Source organism: Pseudomonas sp. P7759, from assembly GCF_013386445.1.
In the GTDB taxonomy this organism is placed as follows: Bacteria; Pseudomonadota; Gammaproteobacteria; order Pseudomonadales; family Pseudomonadaceae; genus Aquipseudomonas; species Aquipseudomonas azotoformans_A.
Window position 1 is genome coordinate 272,889 of record NZ_JACART010000007.1, and the last position, 23,250, is coordinate 296,138.

21 protein-coding genes and 1 other RNA gene are annotated in these 23,250 nt (G+C 61.2%); 18 read left to right on the forward strand and 4 right to left on the reverse strand.

The window, feature by feature from the left end; translation table 11 throughout:
• Positions 1-57 precede the first annotated feature (57 nt).
• From HX823_RS10095 to HX823_RS10110, 4 genes are all read right to left on the reverse strand, one after another.
• Complete coding sequence (locus tag HX823_RS10095; protein WP_016974948.1) at positions 58-639, reverse strand: BON domain-containing protein; 582 nt, start codon at positions 637-639, stop codon at positions 58-60.
• A complete protein-coding gene (locus HX823_RS10100; RefSeq protein WP_007904374.1) occupies positions 636-1,229 on the reverse strand; it encodes a phosphoheptose isomerase in 594 nt (197 codons plus the stop codon). The genes HX823_RS10095 and HX823_RS10100 overlap by 4 nt, the downstream gene beginning before the upstream one ends.
• A gap of 92 nt (positions 1,230-1,321) precedes the next feature.
• On the reverse strand, positions 1,322-1,693 hold the full coding sequence (locus HX823_RS10105; protein WP_061435353.1) for a YraN family protein: 372 nt from the start codon (positions 1,691-1,693) through the stop codon (positions 1,322-1,324).
• Positions 1,693-3,504: a penicillin-binding protein activator gene (locus HX823_RS10110; RefSeq protein ID WP_177074788.1), complete on the reverse strand. Its 1,812-nt coding sequence runs from the start codon at positions 3,502-3,504 to the stop codon at positions 1,693-1,695. The genes HX823_RS10105 and HX823_RS10110 overlap by 1 nt, the downstream gene beginning before the upstream one ends.
• Before the next feature lie 176 nt (positions 3,505-3,680).
• Here HX823_RS10110 and rsmI point away from each other — a divergent pair, with 176 nt between their 5' ends.
• The 18 genes from rsmI to lpxC all read left to right on the forward strand — a co-directional run bounded on the left by rsmI (position 3,681) and on the right by lpxC (position 23,201).
• Complete coding sequence (rsmI, locus tag HX823_RS10115) at positions 3,681-4,586, forward strand: 16S rRNA (cytidine(1402)-2'-O)-methyltransferase (protein WP_177074789.1); 906 nt, start codon at positions 3,681-3,683, stop codon at positions 4,584-4,586.
• Positions 4,587-4,682: 96 nt separating this feature from the next.
• Positions 4,683-5,036, forward strand: an RNA gene (rnpB, locus tag HX823_RS10120) — RNase P RNA component class A.
• Between the two features lie 354 nt (positions 5,037-5,390).
• Positions 5,391-5,846: a division/cell wall cluster transcriptional repressor MraZ gene (mraZ, locus tag HX823_RS10125; RefSeq protein ID WP_003171868.1), complete on the forward strand. Its 456-nt coding sequence runs from the start codon at positions 5,391-5,393 to the stop codon at positions 5,844-5,846.
• A complete protein-coding gene (gene rsmH / locus HX823_RS10130; RefSeq protein ID WP_016974952.1) occupies positions 5,843-6,790 on the forward strand; it encodes a 16S rRNA (cytosine(1402)-N(4))-methyltransferase RsmH in 948 nt (315 codons plus the stop codon). Before mraZ ends, rsmH begins: the two co-directional genes overlap by 4 nt.
• Entirely contained in the window at positions 6,787-7,080 is a 294-nt protein-coding gene (gene ftsL, locus HX823_RS10135; RefSeq protein ID WP_016974953.1) for a cell division protein FtsL, read from the forward strand. Before rsmH ends, ftsL begins: the two co-directional genes overlap by 4 nt.
• Positions 7,080-8,822: a penicillin-binding protein 2 gene (locus tag HX823_RS10140; RefSeq protein ID WP_177074857.1), complete on the forward strand. Its 1,743-nt coding sequence runs from the start codon at positions 7,080-7,082 to the stop codon at positions 8,820-8,822. The genes ftsL and HX823_RS10140 overlap by 1 nt, the downstream gene beginning before the upstream one ends.
• Positions 8,822-10,285: a UDP-N-acetylmuramoyl-L-alanyl-D-glutamate--2,6-diaminopimelate ligase gene (locus HX823_RS10145; RefSeq protein WP_177074790.1), complete on the forward strand. Its 1,464-nt coding sequence runs from the start codon at positions 8,822-8,824 to the stop codon at positions 10,283-10,285. The genes HX823_RS10140 and HX823_RS10145 overlap by 1 nt, the downstream gene beginning before the upstream one ends.
• A complete protein-coding gene (gene murF, locus HX823_RS10150) occupies positions 10,278-11,648 on the forward strand; it encodes a UDP-N-acetylmuramoyl-tripeptide--D-alanyl-D-alanine ligase (RefSeq protein ID WP_177074791.1) in 1,371 nt (456 codons plus the stop codon). The genes HX823_RS10145 and murF overlap by 8 nt, the downstream gene beginning before the upstream one ends.
• Entirely contained in the window at positions 11,648-12,730 is a 1,083-nt protein-coding gene (mraY, locus tag HX823_RS10155) for a phospho-N-acetylmuramoyl-pentapeptide-transferase (RefSeq protein ID WP_028618893.1), read from the forward strand. The genes murF and mraY overlap by 1 nt, the downstream gene beginning before the upstream one ends.
• Positions 12,731-12,736: 6 nt before the next feature.
• Positions 12,737-14,083 (forward strand): UDP-N-acetylmuramoyl-L-alanine--D-glutamate ligase, encoded by a 1,347-nt coding sequence (murD, locus tag HX823_RS10160; RefSeq protein ID WP_177074792.1) that lies wholly within the window; start codon positions 12,737-12,739, stop codon positions 14,081-14,083.
• A complete protein-coding gene (gene ftsW, locus HX823_RS10165) occupies positions 14,080-15,303 on the forward strand; it encodes a putative lipid II flippase FtsW (RefSeq protein ID WP_032864492.1) in 1,224 nt (407 codons plus the stop codon). The genes murD and ftsW overlap by 4 nt, the downstream gene beginning before the upstream one ends.
• Entirely contained in the window at positions 15,293-16,363 is a 1,071-nt protein-coding gene (gene murG / locus HX823_RS10170) for an undecaprenyldiphospho-muramoylpentapeptide beta-N-acetylglucosaminyltransferase (protein ID WP_038849908.1), read from the forward strand. The genes ftsW and murG overlap by 11 nt, the downstream gene beginning before the upstream one ends.
• Positions 16,356-17,801: a UDP-N-acetylmuramate--L-alanine ligase gene (gene murC, locus HX823_RS10175; RefSeq protein ID WP_038849909.1), complete on the forward strand. Its 1,446-nt coding sequence runs from the start codon at positions 16,356-16,358 to the stop codon at positions 17,799-17,801. The genes murG and murC overlap by 8 nt, the downstream gene beginning before the upstream one ends.
• Positions 17,798-18,754 (forward strand): D-alanine--D-alanine ligase, encoded by a 957-nt coding sequence (locus HX823_RS10180; RefSeq protein ID WP_099494070.1) that lies wholly within the window; start codon positions 17,798-17,800, stop codon positions 18,752-18,754. Before murC ends, HX823_RS10180 begins: the two co-directional genes overlap by 4 nt.
• 4 nt (positions 18,755-18,758) lie before the next feature.
• Positions 18,759-19,628 (forward strand): cell division protein FtsQ/DivIB, encoded by an 870-nt coding sequence (locus HX823_RS10185; protein WP_033899483.1) that lies wholly within the window; start codon positions 18,759-18,761, stop codon positions 19,626-19,628.
• Between the two features lie 15 nt (positions 19,629-19,643).
• Positions 19,644-20,906, forward strand: a complete 1,263-nt coding sequence (ftsA, locus tag HX823_RS10190; protein ID WP_010213031.1) for a cell division protein FtsA — start codon at positions 19,644-19,646, stop codon at positions 20,904-20,906.
• 65 nt (positions 20,907-20,971) lie between these two features.
• On the forward strand, positions 20,972-22,177 hold the full coding sequence (gene ftsZ, locus HX823_RS10195) for a cell division protein FtsZ (RefSeq protein WP_016974964.1): 1,206 nt from the start codon (positions 20,972-20,974) through the stop codon (positions 22,175-22,177).
• A gap of 112 nt (positions 22,178-22,289) precedes the next feature.
• Positions 22,290-23,201, forward strand: coding sequence for a UDP-3-O-acyl-N-acetylglucosamine deacetylase (lpxC, locus tag HX823_RS10200; protein ID WP_003171886.1), 912 nt, complete (start codon positions 22,290-22,292; stop codon positions 23,199-23,201).
• The last annotated feature ends 49 nt before the right edge of the window (positions 23,202-23,250 follow it).

Genomic DNA, 23,250 nt, shown 5'->3' on the forward strand with positions numbered 1-23,250 from the left:
CATTCGCTAATAAAAAAGGGCGCCGTGCGGCGCCCTTTTTTGTGGCTGTCGTTTCGGTCAGTCGATGTACTCGAACACCTTGACGATTTTCTGTACCCCGGACACACCCTGCACCAAGTTGGCTGCGCGAGTGGCTTCGGCCTGGGTGAGCAGGCCCATCAGGTAGACGATGCCGTTATCGGTCACGACCTTGATGCGCGAGCCAGGGATCGCGTTATCGGTGAGCATCTGCGCCTTGATCTTGGTCGTCAGCAGCGCGTCGTTGCTGATGGCCAGCAGGGTGATCGGGTCCATCACCTGCAATTCGTTGTGCACCTTCTTCACGCGCTGTACAGCGGCGGCGGCTTGTTCGGCCTGGGCCTTGAGGTCGGCGCGTGGCGTCTGGCCGGCGAGCAGCACTACGCCGTTGAAGCTGGTGACCACAATGCGCGAGGCGCCGTTGCCCAGGTCGGTGGCGGCCTTGGCGACGTTGACTTCAACCTTGGTTTCGATCAGCGAGTCATCGATCTTGCTGCCGAAGGTACGGGTGCCCTTGTCATCCTGAATAGGGGTGTCGCGTGTTGCAGTGATGGCCGTGCTGCAGCCGCTGATAGCGAGGCACAGGGTGATGGCCAAAAGGCTCAGGCGGTTAACGGTCATTCTTCACTCCCAAACAGTTGGCTGTCGATCAGATCGCACAGGCAGTGGATCGCCAGCAGGTGGACTTCCTGGATACGTGCGGTGACATTGGCCGGGACGCGAATCTCCACATCTTCAGGCAACAGCAGCGAAGCCATGCCGCCGCCATCGCGCCCGGTCAATGCTACGACAATCATTTCGCGATCATGTGCGGCCTGGATCGCCTGAATAATATTCGCCGAGTTGCCGCTGGTGGAAATCGCCAGCAGCACATCGCCGGGTTGGCCCAGGGCGCGGATCTGCTTGGAGAAAATTTCGTTATAGCTGTAGTCGTTGGCGATCGAGGTAATCGTCGACGAGTCGGTGGTCAAGGCAATGGCCGGCAGGCTAGGGCGCTCACGCTCGAAGCGGTTGAGCAGCTCGGACGAGAAATGCTGGGCGTCGCCGGCCGAACCACCGTTGCCGCACGAAAGCATTTTGCCCTCGTTGAGCAAGGCATTGACCATGACCTGACTGGCTTGCTCGATGTGCGGTGCAAGTACGTCCATCGCCTGTTGCTTGGTGTCGATGCTGGCCTGGAAAAGCTGGCGAATTCGGGATTGCATGTCCATCTGTGTGACCTTAAGTAGCGCGGCTGTTTGGCACAGGAATGTGCAGCCCGCAAAGCAAAGAGCAAAAGTGTGTGGTGAAGATGTCCGGCGAATCAGCTGTCGAAGGCATTTTTCAGCCAGTTCAGATCAGCCTGACCAGACGGTGTGCTTTCTATGGCAACCACATCGAAACGGCAGGGGGCGTCGGCCCAGCGATGCTCTTTTTGCAGGAAAAACTGCGCGGCGAGTATCAGCTTTTGACGCTTGCGCCCGTCAATACTGGCGAGCGCGCCACCCCATTGTGCGTGTTTTCTGTAGCGGACTTCGACGAATACTACTGTATCGCCGTCAAGCATGACCAGATCAAGCTCGCCGCGTTTACACAACCAGTTCTGCGCCAGCAGGCGCAGACCCTGTTGTTGCAAGTGTTTCAGAGCTTGTAGTTCGGCATCCTTGCCGCTTTGTGCGCTGGACCGCTCGGGCATCAGCGCGGGGTGTCCGGCAGGCGCTGGATCTCACCGCCGACAAACTTGGCCCATGGCATCTGGCGATCAACGCGCTGGTTGGCGCTGATGCCCAGGTTGCCCGACAGGCCGTCAACACGGGTGTCCGGCAATGCCTTGAGCTGCCCCAGGCGCGGCGCCAGGCGGTAGGCATCGACGCCCATCGCGTACAGGCGGCCGAGGCTGCCATTGGCTTGCGGCCATTGTGCGGCAACCTGGTTGCGCAGTGGGTCGGTGGTGTTGAGCAACCATGGGGTCTCGCAGAACATCACGTTGGTCATGTCCAGGTACTGGTTTTTGTCGCCGCTGGCGCTGAACACGTGGGACGTGGCGTACACCGGCACGTCGCCTGCGTATTGGAAGTTCAGGGTTGGCTTGATCTGCTGGGCCAGTTGTGGGGTCACGGCCAGGAAGATGAACTCGATGTCCTGGCGACGCGAAGGTTGCGCGGCGACGTCGGTGCCGACGGTGCTTTGCAGGCTCTTGGCGCGGCCTTCGCTTTTACGCAGTTGGAACAGGTCGGCAATTTGCTGGGCAAGGGCGACTGGCTGATCGACATACTCGACCCCCATGACCTGGCCGCCATTGGCTTCCCAGTCCTGGCGGAAGGCCTTGTAGACGCGCTCGCCCCATTCGCCACGGGGCACCATTGCAGCCGCGCGATGCAGGCTATCGGCACGGGCGCGGCGCGATACTTCGCGGGCTTCGTCTTCAGCGGCCAAACCGAACTGGAACAGTTGCGCCGGGCTGCGATCAGTCTCGCTGTAGTTCAGCGCCAGGGTGGTGATTGGTAACTGCGGACGTGCGCTGAGCTGTTTGACCAGCGGTTTTTCCAGCGGGCCGACCACTAGTTGCACGCCGGCAGCCTGGGCCTTGGCGTAGAAGTCGTCGAGGGAGTTGAGGCGCGAGCTGTCATAGAACTCGATGACCGGCGGCTTCTGCCCGGCTTGTTCAGCCTGGTAGTGCGCAGCCATGAAGCCTTCACGCAGCGCCTTGCCGACGGAAGCCAGCGGGCCGTCCTGTGGCAGCAGCAGGGCAATCTTGGTCAGTGGCTGGCTCGCCAGCTCCTTGAGCTTGGTCAGTGGCGTTGGCAGCTGCACAGCCGCCGGGTGACCCGGGTTCTGCGCGCGCCAGGTATCGATGGCGGCCTGTTGCTGCTCCAGCGTGCCGGCGCCCTTGACCGCCTGGGCCAGGGTGATCCAGCCGTCGAGCGTCGGGTTGCCGCTGGCCTGCAGCTGTTCAGCCGGCAGTGCGGCGATCAATACCCAGATGGCTTCATGGTTGCTTTTGGCGGCATCGCCCGTGAGCAGCGGGGCCATGGCCACACGTTCGCGGGCGGCGGCCAGGGTCTGGCCATCGGCTTCATAGGCACGGGCGTGCACGCTGCCGGTGCGGACCTGCTGTTCAGGCGGCAGGTCCTTCAGGCTTTGCAGGCTCGGGTGGTTCAGGGCGGTCAGCGCGGCCTTGGGCTGGTTGCGCGCCATGGCCAGTTCGGCGGCCAAGGTACTGGCAAACACTTGCGCGGCGGGCTTGAGGACATCCAGGGGCACCTGCGCAAGAATCTGCGACGAGCGGCCGGGGTTGTTCTGCTTGTAGGCCATGTCTGCCGCACTCAGGCGCAGCAATGCGGCCTTTTCTGGCGTCTTGGCGGTGGTGGCCTGTTCGAGCAGTTGCTCGATACTGGCGTCCGGGGTCCGTGGAAGGTCGCCAAGGCTGGACGAGGGCGAGCTGGCACACGCGGCCAACAAGGCAGCGAGGCAGAGGGCGGAGAGCAGCCGCAGGCAAGCGATCATGTAAGTGTTCCTGATACCGATCAAATTAGCGTGGAATTGTACCCAAGCACTGGCCCAGGCGCGATGTTACTGGCGTGAAACCGTCGATTTAGGTCGTGCAAATGTTGCAGTTGGCTTTAAACGGCTGAAAAGGCATCGGCCGTGATGGCATATTTTCCAGGCGCCTACGCGCTACAATGTCGCTTTTGCCAACCATCGAGGTGTGCGTTTTGACTGCTCCAGGTCCTTTGAATTCCACTGCAGGCTCGCTTTTTGTCGTGGCGACGCCCATTGGCAACCTGGACGACATCAGTGCGCGAGCATTGAAAGTGTTGCGCGAGGTTAAATTGATCGCGGCTGAAGACACCCGTCACTCCCAGCGGTTGATGCAGCATTTTGGTATCAGCACGCCATTAGCGGCTTGCCATGAGCACAACGAGCGCGAGGAAGGCAGTCGCTTTATCGTGCGCCTGCTGGCCGGCGACGATGTGGCGCTGATCTCCGACGCGGGCACGCCGCTGATCTCCGACCCTGGCTACCACCTTGTGCGCCAGGCGCGGGCCGCTGGTATCAATGTAGTGCCTGTTCCGGGTGCGTGCGCGCTGATCGCTGCATTGTCGGCGGCGGGGTTGCCGTCCGACCGTTTCATCTTTGAAGGTTTTCTGCCGGCCAAGGCTGTTGGACGTCGCGCACGCCTTCAAGCGCTGAAAGAAGAACCCCGCACCTTGATCTTCTATGAAGCCCCGCATCGCATCCTTGAATGCCTGCAGGACATGGAGCTGGTATTTGGCGGCGAACGCCTGGCGCTGCTGGCCCGCGAGCTGACCAAGACCTTCGAAACCCTCAAGGGCCTGCCATTGGAAGCGCTGCGTGCGTTCGTCGAGGGCGACAGCAACCAACAGCGCGGCGAGTGCGTGGTGCTGGTGGCGGGCTGGACCGCGCCAGAGGACGAAGACGCCGTGGGCAGCGAGGCCATGCGCGTCCTGGACCTGCTGCTCAAGGAGATGCCGCTCAAGCGAGCCGCAGCCCTGGCGGCGGAAATTACTGGTGTGCGCAAGAACCTCTTGTATCAAGCGGCGCTCGATAAGCAGAAAGCCGAATAGTTCCGGTGTTAAACCGGTATTGCGTCTGAACGTGATGGCAATTCTGAACTTTTATTACTTGTCCTAAGTCCGCCGTGCCGTTAACCTGCGCGGCGGAGAGTCGATTGGACAGTCGCTGCCCTCTATGAAAATTAGGGGGGGGAGGAAAGTCCGGGCTCCATAGGGCGAAGTGCCAGGTAATGCCTGGGAGGCGTGAGCCTACGGAAAGTGCCACAGAAAATAACCGCCTAAGCACTTCGGTGCCGGTAAGGGTGAAAAGGTGCGGTAAGAGCGCACCGCACGACTGGCAACAGTTCGTGGCTAGGTAAACCCCACTTGGAGCAAGACCAAATAGGGTCCCAAGGCGTGGCCCGCGCTGGGACCGGGTAGGTTGCTAAAGATGTCCAGTGATGGCCATCGTAGACGAATGACTGTTCAAGACAGAACCCGGCTTACAGATCGACTCTCCACCTTTTCCCTTCTGTCCGAATCTCGGGCAGAAAACCGGTAGTAACGCAAGAATCCCTCCCTGCCGAATCATTGGCAGATGCATCTTCGTAATACCAAAAAAATCTTACTCTTAATAAATTACTTTAACTTCGAGCTATAGCTCTTTGAGCTATTTGTGCTTGTTGGGCCAAAAACATCGCTGAACTCCGGTTTCTCCTCCTTTTACGCTCCTAAATCTCCGTTCTGTAAGGCTTTTCCTTGAATCCGCGCCTTGACGGTGTGGTGGGCGCATTCCTATAGTGTGCGCAAGTGGCGGAAAGTGGCACAAAGTGGGTTTTTTGAACGTAAAACGCTAAAATTTGGAGAAACGCATCTGTGTTTCGCGGAGCTAACGCTATCAGTCTCGATGCAAAAGGCCGTCTCGCTATGCCGAGCCGGTATCGTGACGAGCTGATTTCGCGAAGTTCTGGACAGTTGATCATCACGATCGATGCCGTTGACCCTTGTTTATGTGTTTACCCCCTCGATGAGTGGGAGTTGATCGAAACCAAACTGCGCGCCCTGCCTTCGTTGCGTGAAGAGAACCGCCGCCTGCAGCGTTTGCTGATTGGTAACGCCGTCGACCTTGAGTTGGATGGCAGCGGTCGCTTCCTGGTGCCTCCGCGTCTGCGCGAGTACGCCAAGCTGGATAAGCGCGCAATGCTGGTTGGCCAACTGAACAAGTTCCAATTGTGGGACGAAGATGCCTGGGATGCTGTTTCTGCAGCTGACCTGGCTGCTATTCAACAACCGGGCGCTATGCCTGATGAACTGCGTGATTTGATCCTGTGACTATTGATAGCGGCTTTAACCACATCACCGTACTGCTTGACGAAGCCGTTGAGGCTCTCGCCGTACGCGCGGATGGCTGCTATCTGGATGGCACCTTCGGCAGGGGCGGGCATAGCCGGTTGATACTCAGCCAGCTCGGGTCCGACGGCAAACTCCTCGGGTTCGACAAAGACCCTCAAGCGATTGCCACCGGGCAAGCGCTAGCGGCCGAAGACGGCCGCTTTGTCGTTGTGCAGCGCAGCTTTGCCGAACTGGGTGCCGAAGTCGCCGAACGTGGCATGGCGGGCAAGGTGGCCGGGGTTTTGCTCGACCTGGGCGTGTCTTCGCCACAGCTCGACGACCCGGAGCGCGGCTTCAGTTTCATGAACGATGGCCCGCTCGATATGCGCATGGACCCGACTCGGGGTATCAGCGCAGCGGAGTTCATTGCGACCGCGCCCCATGAAGAAATCACCCGCGTGTTCAAGGAATACGGTGAAGAACGCTTCGCCGGTCGCATGGCCCGTGCCGTGGTCGAGCGCCGTGAAATCCAGCCATTCGAACGCACCGCCGACTTGGCCGAAGTGCTGAAAGTCGCCAACCCAGCGTGGGAAAAGGGCAAGAACCCGGCCACCCGTGCGTTCCAAGGCCTGCGCATTCACGTCAACAACGAATTGGGCGACCTGGAGGCCGGCCTTGAGGCTGCCCTCGAGGCGCTGGAAGTGGGCGGTCGCCTTGTCGTGATCAGCTTCCACTCGCTGGAAGACCGCATCGTCAAACTGTTCATGCGTCGCCTGGTCAAGGGTGAGTCCGACAACCTGCCGCGCAACCTGCCGGTACGTTTCGAAGCCTTTGTGCCGAAAATCAAAATCCATGGCAAAGCGCAGTTCGCTTCCGAAGCCGAACTCAAGGCCAACCCACGTTCCCGCAGCGCCGTCATGCGCGTTGCCGAGAAGCTGCGGTGAGCAAGCTTTTTGCCAAGCCCCTCCCGGGCGGCAGCTTCTTTATGATGCTGCTGTTTGTCGGTGTGCTGGTTTCCGCGATTGCGGTGTCCTACAGCGCCCACTACAACCGTCAATTGCTCAATACCCTGTACGGGGAACTGAGTGTGCGTGACAAGGCGCAAGCGGAGTGGGGTCGGTTGATCCTGGAGCAAAGCACCTGGACGGCCCATAGCCGTATCGAAGTGCTAGCCACCGAACAGCTGAAAATGCATATTCCTGGCGCGGCTGAAGTCCGCATGGTGGCGCCATGATGAAACTCGAGGGTGCACTCTACCCCTGGCGCTTCCGCCTGATGCTCGGCTTGCTGGCATTGATGGTCGGTGCGATTGCCTGGCGGATCGTCGATCTGCAAGTGGTCGATCGCGACTTCCTGATCGGCGAGGGTAACGCCCGTAGCTTGCGTCATATCCCGATTCCTGCACACCGCGGCCTGATCACCGACCGTAACGGCGAGCCCTTGGCCGTTAGTACCCCGGTGACCACCCTGTGGGCGAACGCAAAGGAATTGCAGGTCGCCAAGGATCGTTGGCCGGCCCTTGCCTCTGCGTTGGGACAAGATCCGAAAGCCTTGGCTGAGCGCCTGGAAGCCCAGGCCAATAAAGAGTTTATCTACCTGGTTCGCGGGCTGACCCCCGAACAAGGCCAGCAAGTGCTCGACCTCAAAGTCCCTGGTGTCTACGGCATCGAGGAATTCCGTCGTTTCTACCCGGCCGGTGAAACCACCGCGCATATGGTCGGCTTCACCGACATCGATGACCATGGCCGCGAAGGCGTGGAACTCGCCTACGATGAATGGCTCGCCGGGGTTCCCGGCAAACGACAAGTCATCAAGGATCGGCGCGGCAGACTGATCAAGGATGTCCAAGTCACCAAAAACGCCAAGGCCGGTAAGCCCTTGGCGTTGTCGATTGACCTGCGCCTGCAATACCTGGCCAACCGCGAGCTGCGTAACGCGATCATCGAGAACGGCGCCAAGGCCGGCAGCCTGGTGATCATGGACGTGAAGACCGGCGAGATCCTCGCCATGGTCAACCAGCCGACCTACAACCCGAACAACCGCCGCAACCTGCAACCGGCGATGATGCGCAACCGCGCGATGATCGACGTGTTCGAGCCGGGTTCGACCATGAAAGCCATCTCCATGAGTGCTGCCCTCGAAACCGGACGCTGGAAGCCCAGCGACAAGGTCGAGGTGTATCCAGGCACCTTGCAGTTGGGCAAATACACCATTCGTGACGTGTCCCGCACCGAAGGTCCGGTGCTGGATTTGACAGGTATCCTGATCAACTCCAGTAACGTGGGCATGAGTAAGGTCGCCTTCGATATCGGCGGTGAAACCATCTACCACCTGGCGCAGAAGATCGGTCTGGGCCAGCCCACCGGCCTGGATTTCCCGGGCGAGCGCGTGGGCAACCTGCCGAACTACCGCGACTGGAAAAAGGCCGAGACCGCCACGCTTTCCTACGGTTACGGCCTGTCGGTGACGGCGATCCAGCTGGCCCACGCTTTCTCTGTATTGGCGAATAATGGCCGGATGGTTCCGCTGAGCCTGATCCACGTCGATGAAGCGCCGAAAGCCACCCAGGTGATCCCGGAAAACGTCGCCAAGACCATGCAAGGCATGCTGCAACAAGTGATCGAAGCACCGCGCGGCGTATTCCGTGCCCAGGTGCCGGCGTATCACGTGGCCGGCAAGTCGGGTACGGCGCGTAAAACCTCGGTGGGCACCAAGGGCTACGCCGAAAACTCCTACCGTTCGCTGTTCGCCGGTTTCGGCCCGATGAGCGATCCACGCTACGCCATCGTCGTGGTGATCGATGAGCCGAGCAAAGCCGGCTACTTCGGTGGCCTGGTATCGGCGCCGGTGTTCAGCAAAGTGATGTCCGGCACCCTGCGCCTGATGAACATCACGCCGGACAACCTGCCGCCGACCCAACAAGCGAACGCCGGACCACCGGCCGCTGCCGTAAAAGCCAATGGAGGGCGCGGCTGATGTCTCTTAGCCTGAACAAGATTTTTGCCCACGCCGGTCGCGATCTGCTGATTCGCGAGTTGAGCCTGGACAGCCGTAATGTGCGTGCCGGTGACCTGTTCCTGGCGGTGCCTGGCGGTAAATTCGATGGCCGCGCGCATATCGCGGATGCGTTGCAACGCGGTGCGGCCGCCGTGGCTTATGAAGTGGAAGGCGCCACCGTGCTGCCGATCACCGACGTGCCGTTGATTCCGGTCAAAGGTCTGGCCAAGCAGCTCTCGGATATCGCCGGGCGTTTTTACGGTGATCCGAGTCGACACGTCAATCTGGTCGGCGTCACCGGCACCAACGGCAAGACCAGCGTGACCCAACTGATCGCCCAGGCGCTTGACCTGCTGGGTCAGCATTGCGGCATCGTCGGCACACTGGGCACCGGTTTCTATGGCGCGCTGCAAAGCGGCCTGCACACCACGCCAAATCCGATCGCCGTGCAAGCGACCCTGGCTGACCTGAAAAAGGCCGGTGCCAAGGCGGTTGCCATGGAAGTGTCGTCCCACGGTTTGCATCAAGGCCGCGTTGCTGCGCTGGCGTTTGATGTGGCGGTGATGACCAACCTGTCCCGCGATCACCTCGACTACCACGGCACCATGGAAGCCTACGCTACCGAGAAGGCCAAGCTATTTGCCTGGAACGACCTCAAGTGCCGCGTGGTAAACCTGGATGATGCGTTCGGCCGCCAACTGGCTGCCGAAGAGCGTGAGTCGCGCCTGATCAGCTACAGCCTGGAGGATTCCAGCGCGTACCTGTATTGCCGCGAAGCCCAGTTCAATGACGAAGGCGTGCGCGCCACGCTGGTGACGCCGCAGGGCGAGCATCATCTGCGCAGCAGCCTGCTCGGTCGCTTCAACCTAAGCAACACCCTGGCGGCCGTCGGTGCGTTGCTCGGCCTGGATTACGCCCTCGACGAAATCCTGCGTGTACTGCCGAAGCTGGAAGGCCCGGTCGGTCGCATGCAGCGCCTGGGTGGCGGCAAGCAGCCGCTGGTGGTGGTCGACTACGCCCACACACCGGACGCCCTGGAAAAAGTCCTGGTGGCCCTGCGCCCACACGCCAAGGGCAAGCTGCTGTGCCTGTTCGGTTGCGGCGGTGACCGTGATCGCGGCAAACGCCCGTTGATGGCCGAGATCGTCGAGCGCCTGGCCGATGGCGTGCTCGTCACCGACGACAACCCGCGCAGCGAAGACCCGAGCCAGATTTTCGACGACATCCGTGTCGGCTTCAAAGACGTGTCCAAGGCCACGTTTGTCGCCGGTCGCGGTGCAGCCATCGCCCAATTGATCGCCAGCGCCGGTGCTGACGACGTGGTGGTGTTGGCCGGTAAAGGTCACGAGGACTATCAGGAAATCAACGGTGAGCGCCACGCCTTCTCCGATCTGGTCGAGGCCGACCATGCCTTGACCGCCTGGGAGGTCGCCCATGCTTAAGGCAATGACATTCAGCGAACTGAGCCAGGCCCTGTCGGCCCGTGTGCTGTCGAGCGATTGCAGTTTCGACGGCGTCAGTATCGACAGCCGCGCCATCAAGCCAGGGCAATTGTTTGTCGCCCTGGCGGGCCCGCGCTTCGATGGTCACGACTACCTGAATGACGTCGCCGCCAAAGGTGCCGTCGGTGCCTTGGTGCAACGCGAAGTGGCGGATTCCACACTGCCACAACTGCTGGTTTCCGATACCCGTTTGGCCTTGGGTCAACTGGGTGCGCTGAACCGTGCGGCCTTCGACAAGCCTGTTGCAGCCATCACCGGTTCCAGCGGCAAGACCACGGTCAAGGAACTGCTCGCCGGTGTGTTGCGTACACGCGGCCCGGTTCTCGCGACCCGTGGCAACCTGAACAATGATTTCGGCGCTCCGCTGACCCTGCTTGAATTGGCCCCGGAACACACCGCTGCCGTGATCGAGTTGGGCGCATCGCGCGTCGGCGAAATTGCCTACACCGTGGCGCTGACCAAGCCCCACGTGGCGATCATCAATAATGCCGGCACCGCCCACGTTGGCGAGTTCGGTGGCCCGGAGAAAATCGTCGAAGCCAAGGGCGAAATCCTTGAAGGCCTCGATGCCTCGGGCACCGCTGTGTTGAATCTCGACGACAAGGCCTTCCAAACCTGGCGTGTACGCGCCGCCGGTCGCAAGGTCCTGACGTTTGCCGTGCTCAACGCCGCGGCTGATTTCCACGCCTCCAACATTACCGTTGATGCGCGTGGCTGCCCGTCCTTTACCTTGCACACCCCGCAAGGCAATGAACACGTGCAGCTGAATCTGCTGGGCAACCATAACGTCGCCAATGCCTTGGCCGCCGCCGCTGCCGCGTACGCCCTGGGCGTGTCGCTGTTCGGTATCGCCACAGGTTTGGGTGCGGTGCAGCCGGTCAAGGGGCGCACCGTGGCGCAGTTGGCCAGCAACGGCATGCGCGTGATCGACGACACCTATAACGCCAACCAGTCCTCCATCTGCGCCGCCATCGACCTGCTCAAAAGCTTCGACGGCCGCAAAGTGCTGGTGCTGGGTGATATCGCCGAGCTGGGCGAGTGGGCCGAACAGTCCCACCGCGAAGTCGGCGCCTATGCCGCCGGCAAAGTCGACGCGCTTTACGCCGTCGGCCCGCACATGGCGCACGCCGTGAGCGTTTTCGGCCCTGGTGCCCGCCATTTCGCGACCCAGGCCGAGCTGATCCAGGCGCTGACGGCGGCTGAACACGACAAACACACAACCATTTTGATCAAGGGATCGCGCAGCGCGGTGATGGAAAACGTCGTCGCGGCCTTGTGTGGCTCAAGTACGGAGAAACATTAATGCTGCTGCTGCTGGCTGAGTATCTGCAACAGTTCCACAAAGGCTTCGCGGTCTTTCAGTACCTGACCCTGCGCGGGATCCTGGGTGTGCTGACCGCGTTGTGTTTGTCGCTGTTCCTGGGGCCGTGGATGATCCGCACCCTGCAGAACCTGCAAATTGGTCAATCGGTTCGTAATGACGGCCCGCAGTCGCACCTGTCCAAATCCGGCACCCCGACCATGGGCGGCGCGCTGATCCTGTCGTCCATCGGCATCAGCACTTTGCTGTGGGCTGACCTGCACAACCGTTATGTGTGGACCGTTTTGTTGGTGACGCTGCTGTTCGGCGCCATCGGCTGGGTGGACGACTACCGCAAAGTGATCGAGAAAAACTCGAAAGGGCTGCCGAGCCGCTGGAAGTATTTCTGGCAGTCGGTGTTCGGCCTCGGCGCTGCGATCTTCCTTTACACCACCGCGCCAAGCGCCGTGGAAACCACTTTGATCATCCCGATGCTCAAGGACGCCAGCATTCCCCTGGGCGTTGGCTTCGTGGTGCTGACCTACTTCGTGATCGTCGGCTCCAGTAACGCGGTCAACCTGACTGACGGCCTCGACGGCCTGGCGATCATGCCAACGGTGATGGTCGGCGGCGCGCTCGGCATCTTCTGCTACCTGTCGGGTAACGTGAAATTCGCTGAATACCTGCTGATCCCCTATGTGCCGGGCGCAGGTGAATTGATCGTGTTCTGCGGTGCGCTGATCGGTGCTGGCCTGGGCTTCCTGTGGTTCAACACCTATCCCGCACAAGTCTTCATGGGTGACGTCGGCGCACTGGCGCTGGGCGCGGCCCTCGGCACCATCGCCGTGATCGTTCGCCAGGAAATCGTGCTGTTCATCATGGGCGGTGTGTTCGTGATGGAAACCCTGTCGGTGGTCATCCAGGTGGCCTCCTTCAAATTGACCGGGCGCCGCGTGTTCCGCATGGCACCGATTCACCACCACTTTGAACTCAAGGGCTGGCCTGAGCCGCGTGTGATCGTCCGCTTCTGGATCATCACCGTGATTCTGGTGCTGATCGGCCTTGCCACCCTGAAACTGAGGTAGAAACGAGTGTCCCTGATCGCTTCAGACCACTTCCGCATCGTTGTCGGCCTCGGCAAGAGCGGCATGTCCCTGGTTCGCTTCCTGGCGAACCGGGGCAAGCCGTTTGCCGTGGCCGATACGCGGGAAAATCCACCGGAGCTGGTCACGCTGCGCCGTGACTACCCGCACGTGGAAGTGCGTTGTGGCGAGCTGGATGTCGAGTTTCTGTGCCGTGCCGACGAGCTTTACGTGAGCCCCGGCCTGGCCATCGCGACCCCGGCCCTGCAAGCCGCCGCCGCCCGTGGCGTGAAGCTGTCGGGCGATATCGACCTGTTCGCGCGTAACGCGCAGGCGCCGATCGTGGCCATCAGCGGTTCCAACGCGAAAAGCACCGTGACTACCCTGGTCGGCGAGATGGCGGCTGCGGCCGGCAAGCGCGTGGCCGTGGGCGGCAATCTCGGCACGCCGGCGCTGGACCTGCTCAGCGACGACGTCGAGCTGTACGTGATGGAACTGTCGAGCTTTCAACTGGAAACCACCCACGACCTCGGGGCCGAAGTGGCGACCGTGTTGAACGTGAGTGAAGACCACATGGACCGTTACAGCGGCTTGCCGGCGTACCACCTGGCCAAGCACCGGATCTTCCGTGGCGCCAAGCAAGTGGTGGTCAACCGTCAGGACGCCTTGAGCCGTCCGCTGATGGGCGAGGGCCTGCCATGCTGGACCTTCGGCCTGGGCAAACCCGACTTCAAAGCCTTCGGCATTCGCGAAGAGAACGGCGAGAAATACCTGGCCTTCGAATTCCAGAACCTGATGCCGGTGCGCGAGCTGAAAATCCGTGGCGCGCATAACCAGTCCAATGCCCTGGCGGCTCTGGCGCTGGGGCATGCCGTTGGCCTGCCATTCGACGCCATGTTGTCGGCCCTGCGTACATTCGGCGGCTTGGAACATCGCTGCCAGTGGGTGCGCGATCTCGACGGCGTCAGCTATTACAACGATTCCAAGGCCACCAATGTCGGTGCGGCCCTGGCGGCTATCGAAGGCCTTGGCGCCGATATCGACGGCAAGCTGGTGCTGATCGCCGGTGGCGACGGCAAGGGTGCCGACTTCAAGGACCTTAAAGGCCCGGTCGCCGAGCATTGCCGCGCCGTGGTGTTGATGGGCCGCGACTCCGATTTGATCGCCGCTGCCCTCGGCGATGCGGTGCCGCAAGTGCGTGCCACCTCCCTGGACGACGCCATCGCGCAATGCAAAGCCCTGGCCCAGCCTGGCGATGCGGTGCTGCTGTCGCCGGCGTGCGCCAGTTTCGACATGTTCAAGAACTACGAAGAGCGCGGCCAGCTGTTCGCCGCCGCCGTGGAGGCCTTGGCATGAGTATCAACTTTCGGAACATCATCAAGCCGTACCCGTCGCCGATCATCACTGGGCGCGGTGTCGACCTCGATTTCCCGATGCTCGCCGGTTGCCTGGCGTTGCTCGGCCTGGGCTTGGTGATGATCACGTCGGCGTCGTCCGAAGTGGCGGCCGTGCAGTCGGGCAACACTCTGTACATGATGATCCGTCACCTGGTGTACCTGGTGATCGGCCTTGGCGCGTGCATCGTCACCATGATGATCCCGATCGCCACCTGGCAACGCCTGGGTTGGCTGATGCTGATCGGTGCGTTCGGCTTGCTGATCATGGTGATCCTGCCCGGTATCGGCCGCGAAGTGAACGGTTCGATGCGCTGGATCGGCTTCGGCGCGTTCAACGTGCAACCGTCGGAAATCGCCAAGGTGTTCGTGGTGATTTACCTGGCCGGTTACCTGGTACGTCGCCAGAAAGAAGTGCGCGAAAGCTGGATGGGCTTCTTCAAGCCGTTCATCGTGCTGCTGCCGATGGCCGGCCTGTTGCTGATGGAGCCCGACTTCGGCGCCACCGTCGTGATGATGGGGGCTGCGGCGGCGATGCTGTTCCTCGGCGGCGTGGGCCTGTTCCGCTTTACCTTGATGGTGGTGCTGGCCGTGGCCGCCGTGACCATTCTGGTACAGGCGCAACCCTACCGGATGGCGCGTCTGATCACCTTTACCGATCCGTGGTCCGACCAGTTCGGTTCCGGCTACCAGTTGACCCAGGCGTTGATCGCCTTCGGTCGCGGCGAGTGGCTGGGCGTGGGCCTGGGCAACAGTGTGCAGAAGCAGTTCTACCTGCCGGAAGCGCACACCGACTTCGTGTTCTCGGTACTTGCCGAAGAGCTGGGCGTGGTGGGTTCGCTGTGCACCGTCGCATTGTTCGTGTTCGTGTGTGTACGCGGCATGTACATCGGCTTGTGGGCCGAAAAGGCCAAACAGTATTTCGCTGCTTATGTGGCGTACGGCTTGTCGTTCCTGTGGATCGGCCAGTTCCTGATCAACATCGGGGTGAACGTCGGCCTGTTGCCGACCAAGGGCCTGACCTTGCCGTTCCTCAGCTACGGCGGCAGTTCGTTGGTGATCTGCTGCGCGTGCCTGGGCTTGTTGCTGCGCATCGAGTGGGAGAGTCGAACCCACTTGGGCAGCGAAGAGATGGAATTCAGCGAAAGCGATTTTGCCGAGGAGCCGACCCATGGGCGCTAACGTGCTGATCATGGCGGGCGGCACCGGGGGCCATGTGTTCCCGGCCCTGGCCTGCGCGCGCGAATTCCAGAACCGTGGCTACACCGTGCACTGGTTGGGCACGCCGCGTGGCATCGAAAACGAATTGGTGCCGAATGCCGGTTTGCCACTGCACCTGATCAACGTCACCGGCCTGCGTGGCAAGGGCAAGTTGTCCCTGCTCAAGGCGCCGTTCGTGTTGCTCAAGGCGGTGTGGCAGGCGCGCAAAGTCATTCGTGAGCTGAAGCCGGTGTGTGTGCTCGGTTTTGGTGGGTATGTGACCGGTCCTGGTGGTGTTGCCGCCAAGCTCGCCGGTGTGCCGGTGATCGTGCACGAGCAGAACGCCGTCGCCGGTACCGCCAACCGTCTGCTGGTGCCGTTGGCTGCGCGGGTGTGTGAAGCATTTCCGAAAACCTTTGGTGCCTCGGACAAGCTGCGCACCACTGGCAACCCGGTGCGTACCGAACTGTTTATGGACATCGCCCGTGAAGCACTGGAAGGGCGCAAGCCGCACCTGCTGGTCATGGGCGGCAGCCTGGGCTCCGAGCCTTTGAACAAACTGCTGCCGGAAGCGCTGGCGCAACTCCCTGTGGAATTGCGCCCGGAAGTCTTCCATCAGGCTGGCAAAGATCACGGTGAAGTCACCGCCGCGCGTTATCGCGAAGCCGGTGTCGAGGCGAACGTACAGCCCTTCATCAAAGACATGGCCCACGCCTATGGCTGGGCCGACCTGGTGGTCTGCCGCTCCGGTGCGCTGACTGTCAGTGAACTGGCGGCCGCCGGTCTGCCGTCCTTGCTGGTGCCTTTGCCCCACGCGATCGACGATCACCAGACCCGCAACGCCGAATATTTGGCCGGGGAGGGCGCTGCCTTCCTGCTGCCGCAAAGAACGACTGGCGCCGCCGATTTGGCCGCACGCCTGACCGAGGTTTTGATGCAACCGGAACGACTCAATAGCATGGCGAGCACCGCAAGCCGCCTGGCCAAACCTGACGCAACCCGCACCGTGGTCGATATCTGCCTGGAGGTGGCCCATGGTTGAGAATCAGAAAGCCATGCCGCAACCGGAAATGCGCCGCATCCGTCGTATCCACTTCGTCGGTATCGGCGGCGTGGGCATGTGCGGGATTGCCGAAGTGTTGCTGAACCTGGGCTACCAGGTGTCCGGCTCTGACTTGAAAGAGTCGCCGGTCACCGATCGCCTGAAGACCTTCGGTGCACAGATCTATATCGGCCACCGCGCCGAGAACGCCGCTGAAGCCGATGTGCTGGTGGTGTCCAGCGCCGTGAACACCTCCAACCCGGAAGTGGCCACCGCCCTGGAGCGTCGCATTCCCGTGGTGCCGCGCGCCGAGATGCTGGCCGAGCTGATGCGTTATCGCCACGGCATTGCCGTCGCCGGTACCCACGGCAAAACCACCACCACCAGCCTGATCGCCTCGGTGTTCGCGGCCGGTGGCCTGGACCCGACGTTCGTCATCGGTGGCCGCCTGAATGCAGCCGGCACCAATGCACAACTGGGCACCAGCCGTTACCTGATCGCCGAAGCCGATGAAAGCGACGCGAGCTTCCTGCACCTGCAACCGCTGGTCGCCGTCGTCACCAACATCGACGAAGACCACATGGCAACTTACGACGGTGACTTCAACAAGTTGAAGAAAACCTTCGTTGAGTTCCTGCACAACCTGCCGTTCTATGGTCTAGCCGTGGTGTGCCTGGACGATCCGGTGGTGCGCGAAATCCTGCCACTGGTCAAGCGTCCTACCGTGACCTACGGCTTCAGCGAAGACGCCGACGTGCGCGCCATCAATGTGCGCCAGGAAGGCATGCAAACCTTCTTCACCGTGCTGCGTCCCGACCGCGAGCCGCTGGATGTCTCGGTGAACATGCCGGGCAACCACAACGTACTCAATTCCCTGGCGACCATCTGTATCGCCACCGACGAGGGCGTCAGCGATGAAGCCATCGTCGAAGGCCTGTCGCGCTTTGCCGGCGTGGGTCGTCGCTTCCAGGTCTACGGTCAGTTGCCGGTAGAAGGGGGTGACGTGATGCTGGTGGACGACTACGGTCACCACCCGACCGAAGTCGCTGCCGTGATCAAGGCCGTGCGCGGTGGCTGGCCGGAGCGCCGCCTGGTGATGGTCTACCAGCCGCACCGCTATAGCCGTACCCGCGACCTGTACGACGATTTCGTCAATGTATTGGCCGACGCCAACGTGCTGCTGTTGATGGAGGTGTACCCGGCCGGTGAAGAACCGATTCCAGGCGCCGACAGCCGCAAGCTGTGCAACAGCATCCGTCAGCGTGGCCAGTTGGACCCGATCTACATCGAGCGTGGTGTGGACCTGGCGCCAATCGTCAAGCCGCTGCTGCGTGCCGGTGATATTTTGCTGTGCCAGGGCGCCGGTGACATCGGTGGTCTTGCGCCTAAGTTGCTGGCAAGCCCGCTGTTTGCTGCTGCGAAGGGGAAGTCGAAATGATCAACGACTACGGCTCCCTATTTTCCACAATCGCACCCGCTGACTTCGGCCGCGTCGCGGTGTTGTTCGGCGGTAAAAGCGCTGAGCGCGAAGTGTCGCTCAAGTCGGGCAACGCTGTGCTCGAAGCCCTGCAAAGCGCCGGCGTGAATGCCTTCGGTATCGACGTGGGCGATGATTTCCTCGCCCGCCTGCTGGCCGAGAAAATCGACCGCGCCTTCATTATTCTCCACGGCCGTGGCGGTGAAGACGGCAGCATGCAGGGCTTGTTGGAGTGCGCCGGCATCCCTTACACCGGCAGCGGCATCCTTGCTTCCGCGTTGGCGATGGACAAGTTGCGCACCAAGCAGGTGTGGCACAGCCTGGGCATTCCCACCCCGCGTCACAGTGTTCTGTGCAGCGAAGACGATTGTATTTCTGCAGCCAAGGAACTGGGCCTGCCTTTGATCGTCAAACCTGCCCATGAAGGCTCCAGTATCGGCATGGCTAAAGTGAACTCGGCCGCCGAATTGATCGACGCATGGAAAGCGGCAAGTACCTACGATTCGCAAGTGTTGGTGGAACAGTGGATCCAGGGTCCCGAGTACACCATCGCCACCCTGCGTGGTCAGGTTTTGCCGCCTATCGCATTGGGCACGCCCCACACCTTTTACGACTACGACGCCAAGTACCTGGCTTCCGATACCCAGTACCGGATCCCGTGCGGCCTTGACGCAAGCAAAGAACAGGAATTGATGGACCTCACGGCGAAAGCCTGTGAGGCGCTGGGTATCGCCGGTTGGGCGCGGGCAGACGTGATGCAGGATGACCAAGGGAATTTCTGGTTCCTGGAAGTCAACACCGCACCGGGCATGACCGACCACAGCCTGGTCCCCATGGCAGCCCGTGCGGCCGGTCTGGACTTCCAGCAGTTAGTGCTGGCGATCCTGGCCGACAGCATTGAGCCAAGAGGCTAAGGACATGAAAGGCGCATCGCTTCGTCATCAGCCCCCACAAGCACCGAGCCGCAAGCCGGTGCCACGGGGTGCCAGCCGAATGGTGGCTAAAGAGCCGATGTCGGCGCGCCTGCCGAAAGCCAACTTTGGTTTCCTCAAGGCGCTGTTCTGGCCGGTGTTGCTGGTGGTGCTGGGTTTCGGAACCTACGAAGGCGCGCAGCGTCTGTTGCCGTATGCCGACCGGCCGATCACCAAGATCAGCGTGCAGGGCGACTTGAGCTACATCAGTCAGCAAGCGGTACAGCAGCGCATCGGCCCGTACCTGGCGGCGAGCTTCTTTACCATCGACCTGGCCGGTATGCGCTCGGAGCTGGAACAGATGCCGTGGATCGCCCACGCCGAAGTCCGCCGAGTATGGCCGGACCAGGTGACGATCCGCCTGGAAGAACAACTGCCCGTGGCCCGTTGGGGCGACGAAGCGCTGTTGAACAACCAGGGCCAGGCGTTCACCCCGCGTGAGCTGGCGAACTACGAGCACCTGCCGCAGCTGTTCGGGCCGCAGCGGGCGCAGCAACAAGTGATGCAGCAGTACCAGGCCTTGAGCCAGATGCTGCGTCCCATGGGCTTCTCCATTGCACGCCTGGAACTGCGTGAACGGGGTAGCTGGTTTTTGACGACCGGGGCAGGCAGTTCCGGCCCGGGCATCCAGTTGTTGCTGGGACGCGACCGCTTGGTGGAAAAGATGCGCCGCTTCATTGCCATCTATGACAAGACCTTGAAAGAACAGATTACGAACATTGCGAGCGTCGACCTGCGTTACGCCAACGGCCTGGCCGTCGGCTGGCGTGAACCGGCAGCGCCCACGGCAGCGCAACCCGCTGTCGCGAAGAATTAAGAAGAGGCAGGACCCATGGCAAACGTGCAAAGCGGCAAAATGATCGTCGGTCTCGACATCGGCACCTCCAAAGTGGTGGCGCTGGTGGGCGAGGTCGGGGAAGACGGCGTTATCGAAATCGTCGGTATTGGCACGCATCCGTCCCGGGGCCTGAAGAAGGGCGTGGTGGTGAACATCGAGTCCACCGTGCAATCGATCCAGCGCGCCATCGAAGAAGCGCAGCTGATGGCCGGTTGCCGGATCCACTCGGCGTTCGTTGGCGTGGCGGGCAACCATATCCGCAGCCTGAACTCCCACGGCATCGTGGCGATCCGCGACCGCGAAGTCAGCTCCGCCGACCTGGAGCGCGTCCTTGACGCTGCCCAGGCCGTGGCGATCCCGGCTGACCAGCGCGTGCTGCACACGCTGCCGCAGGACTACGTGATCGACAACCAGGAAGGCGTTCGCGAGCCGCTGGGCATGTCGGGCGTACGCCTGGAAGCCAAGGTCCACGTGGTGACCTGCGCCGTCAACGCCGCACAGAACATTGAAAAATGCGTGCGCCGCTGCGGCCTGGAAATCGACGACATCATTCTTGAGCAACTGGCTTCGGCCTACTCGGTACTGACCGACGACGAAAAAGAACTGGGCGTATGCCTGGTCGACATCGGCGGCGGCACCACCGACATCGCGATCTTCACCGAGGGTGCGATCCGTCACACCGCCGTGATCCCGATTGCCGGTGACCAGGTGACCAACGACATCGCCATGGCGCTGCGTACGCCGACCCAGTACGCCGAAGAAATCAAGATTCGCTACGCCTGCGCCCTGGCCAAGCTGGCCGGTGCCGGCGAGACCATCAAGGTGCCGAGCGTGGGCGACCGTCCACCGCGCGAACTGTCGCGCCAGGCCCTGGCCGAAGTGGTCGAGCCGCGCTACGACGAACTGTTCACCCTGATCCAGGCTGAACTGCGCCGCAGCGGCTACGAAGATCTGATCCCGGCCGGCATCGTGCTGACCGGTGGCACCTCGAAGATGGAAGGCGCGGTCGAACTGGCCGAGGAAATCTTCCACATGCCCGTCCGCCTGGGCGTGCCCCATGGCGTCAAAGGCCTGGGCGACGTGGTGCGCAACCCGATTTACTCCACCGGTGTGGGCTTGCTGTTGTACGGGCTGCAAAAGCAGACCGACGGCATTTCCCTGTCGGGCCCGAGCAACCGTGACAGCTACCGCAGTGACGACGAGGCGAAAGCGCCGTTGTTCGAGCGGTTGCAGGCATGGGTCAAAGGCAATTTTTAAAGATTTACCGCGACACCGTTGTAAGCAGTAGGCGAAAAAACTAGAGAAATGAAAGGAGAGGGAACATGTTCGAACTCGTAGACAACATCCCCGCAAGCCCGGTTATCAAAGTAATCGGTGTCGGCGGTGGCGGCGGCAACGCTGTCAACCACATGGTCAAGAGCAACATTGAAGGCGTTGAATTCATCTGCGCCAACACTGATGCCCAGGCGCTGAAAAGCATCGGCGCGCGGACCATCCTGCAATTGGGCACAGCCGTGACCAAGGGCCTCGGTGCTGGCGCCAATCCGGAAGTCGGCCGTCAAGCCGCCCTGGAAGACCGCGAGCGTATTGCCGAAGTGCTGCAAGGCACCAACATGGTGTTCATCACCACCGGCATGGGCGGTGGTACCGGTACCGGTGCTGCGCCGATCATCGCCGAAGTGGCCAAGGAAATGGGCATTCTGACGGTTGCTGTCGTGACCCGTCCGTTCCCGTTCGAAGGCCGCAAGCGCATGCAGATCGCCGACGAAGGCATCCGTCTGCTGTCTGAAAGCGTCGACTCGTTGATCACCATCCCCAACGAGAAACTGCTGACCATCCTGGGCAAGGACGCCAGCCTGCTGTCCGCCTTCGCCAAGGCTGACGACGTACTGGCCGGTGCCGTTCGCGGTATCTCCGACATCATCAAGCGTCCAGGCATGATCAACGTCGACTTTGCCGACGTACGTACTGTAATGAGCGAAATGGGCATGGCGATGATGGGCACTGGCTGCGCCAGCGGTCCGAACCGTGCACGTGAAGCTACTGAAGCGGCCATCCGCAACCCGTTGCTGGAAGACGTGAACCTGCAAGGTGCACGCGGCATCCTGGTGAACATCACCGCCGGCCCTGACCTGTCCCTGGGTGAGTACTCCGACGTGGGTAGCATCATCGAAGCCTTCGCTTCCGAGCACGCGATGGTCAAAGTCGGCACCGTGATCGATCCGGACATGCGCGACGAGCTGCATGTGACCGTGGTTGCGACCGGCCTGGGTGCAAAAATCGAGAAGCCTGTGAAGGTGATCGACAACACCCTGCACAACGCCCAAGCCAGCCACGCGAGCCAAGCGGCTGCCGCTCCAGCGCCTTCGCGCCAGGAACTGCCGTCGGTGAACTACCGTGACCTAGACCGTCCGACCGTGATGCGCAACCAGGCTCAGGCCGGTGCTGCGGCGTCCCGTAGCCCGAATCCGCAAGATGATCTGGACTACTTGGACATCCCGGCATTCCTGCGTCGTCAGGCCGATTAATGGAATGTATCAGGGCTATGAAGGTGATTGGTGTTCAGCAAAGGTCTGGTCTGCTATTATCGCCAGCCTTTGTTGATACCAGTTCGCAATTTGCGCTCAAGCGGTCCAAGCCATGATTAAACAACGCACCCTGAAGAATATTATCCGTGCCACAGGTGTAGGTCTGCACTCCGGGGAGAAGGTATACCTGACCCTCAAGCCCGCACCTGTCGACACCGGCATCGTGTTTGTTCGTGCCGACCTGGACCCTGTGGTGCAGATTCCTGCTCGCGCGGAAAACGTTGGCGAAACCACGATGTCGACCACATTGGTCAACGGTGACGTCAAAGTGGACACGGTGGAGCACTTGCTCTCGGCCATGGCTGGCCTGGGCATCGATAACGCCTACGTCGAGCTCTCCGCGTCCGAAGTCCCGATCATGGATGGCAGCGCTGGACCCTTCGTATTCTTGATTCAATCTGCCGGCCTGGAAGAACAGGACGCAGCCAAGAAGTTCATTCGCATTCTGCGGGAAGTGACAGTAGAAGACGGCGACAAGCGCGCCACCTTCGTCCCGTTCGAAGGCTTTAAAGTGAGCTTTGAGATCGATTTCGATCACCCGGTATTCCGTGACCGCACCCAAAGTGCAAGCGTGGATTTTTCCAGCACTTCGTTCGTAAAAGAAGTCAGCCGCGCCCGTACCTTTGGTTTCATGAGTGACATCGAGTACCTGCGCAAGCACAACCTCGCACTCGGCGGCAGCGTTGAAAACGCCATTGTGGTCGACGCGGATGGTGTACTGAACGAAGACGGCCTTCGCTACGAAGACGAATTCGTGAAGCACAAGATCCTCGATGCAATCGGTGACCTCTACCTGCTGGGCAATAGCCTGATAGGCGAGTTCAAAGGCTTCAAGTCGGGCCACGCCCTTAACAACCAGCTGCTGCGCAAGTTGATTGAGCAGACAGACGCTTGGGAAGTCGTGACCTTCGAAGATGCCAGCACCGCACCGATCTCTTACATGCGTCCCGTTGCGGCGGTGTAAGTAACAACTCTCTTTCTTTAGTTTTGAAAGGCTGCCTTCGGGTGGCCTT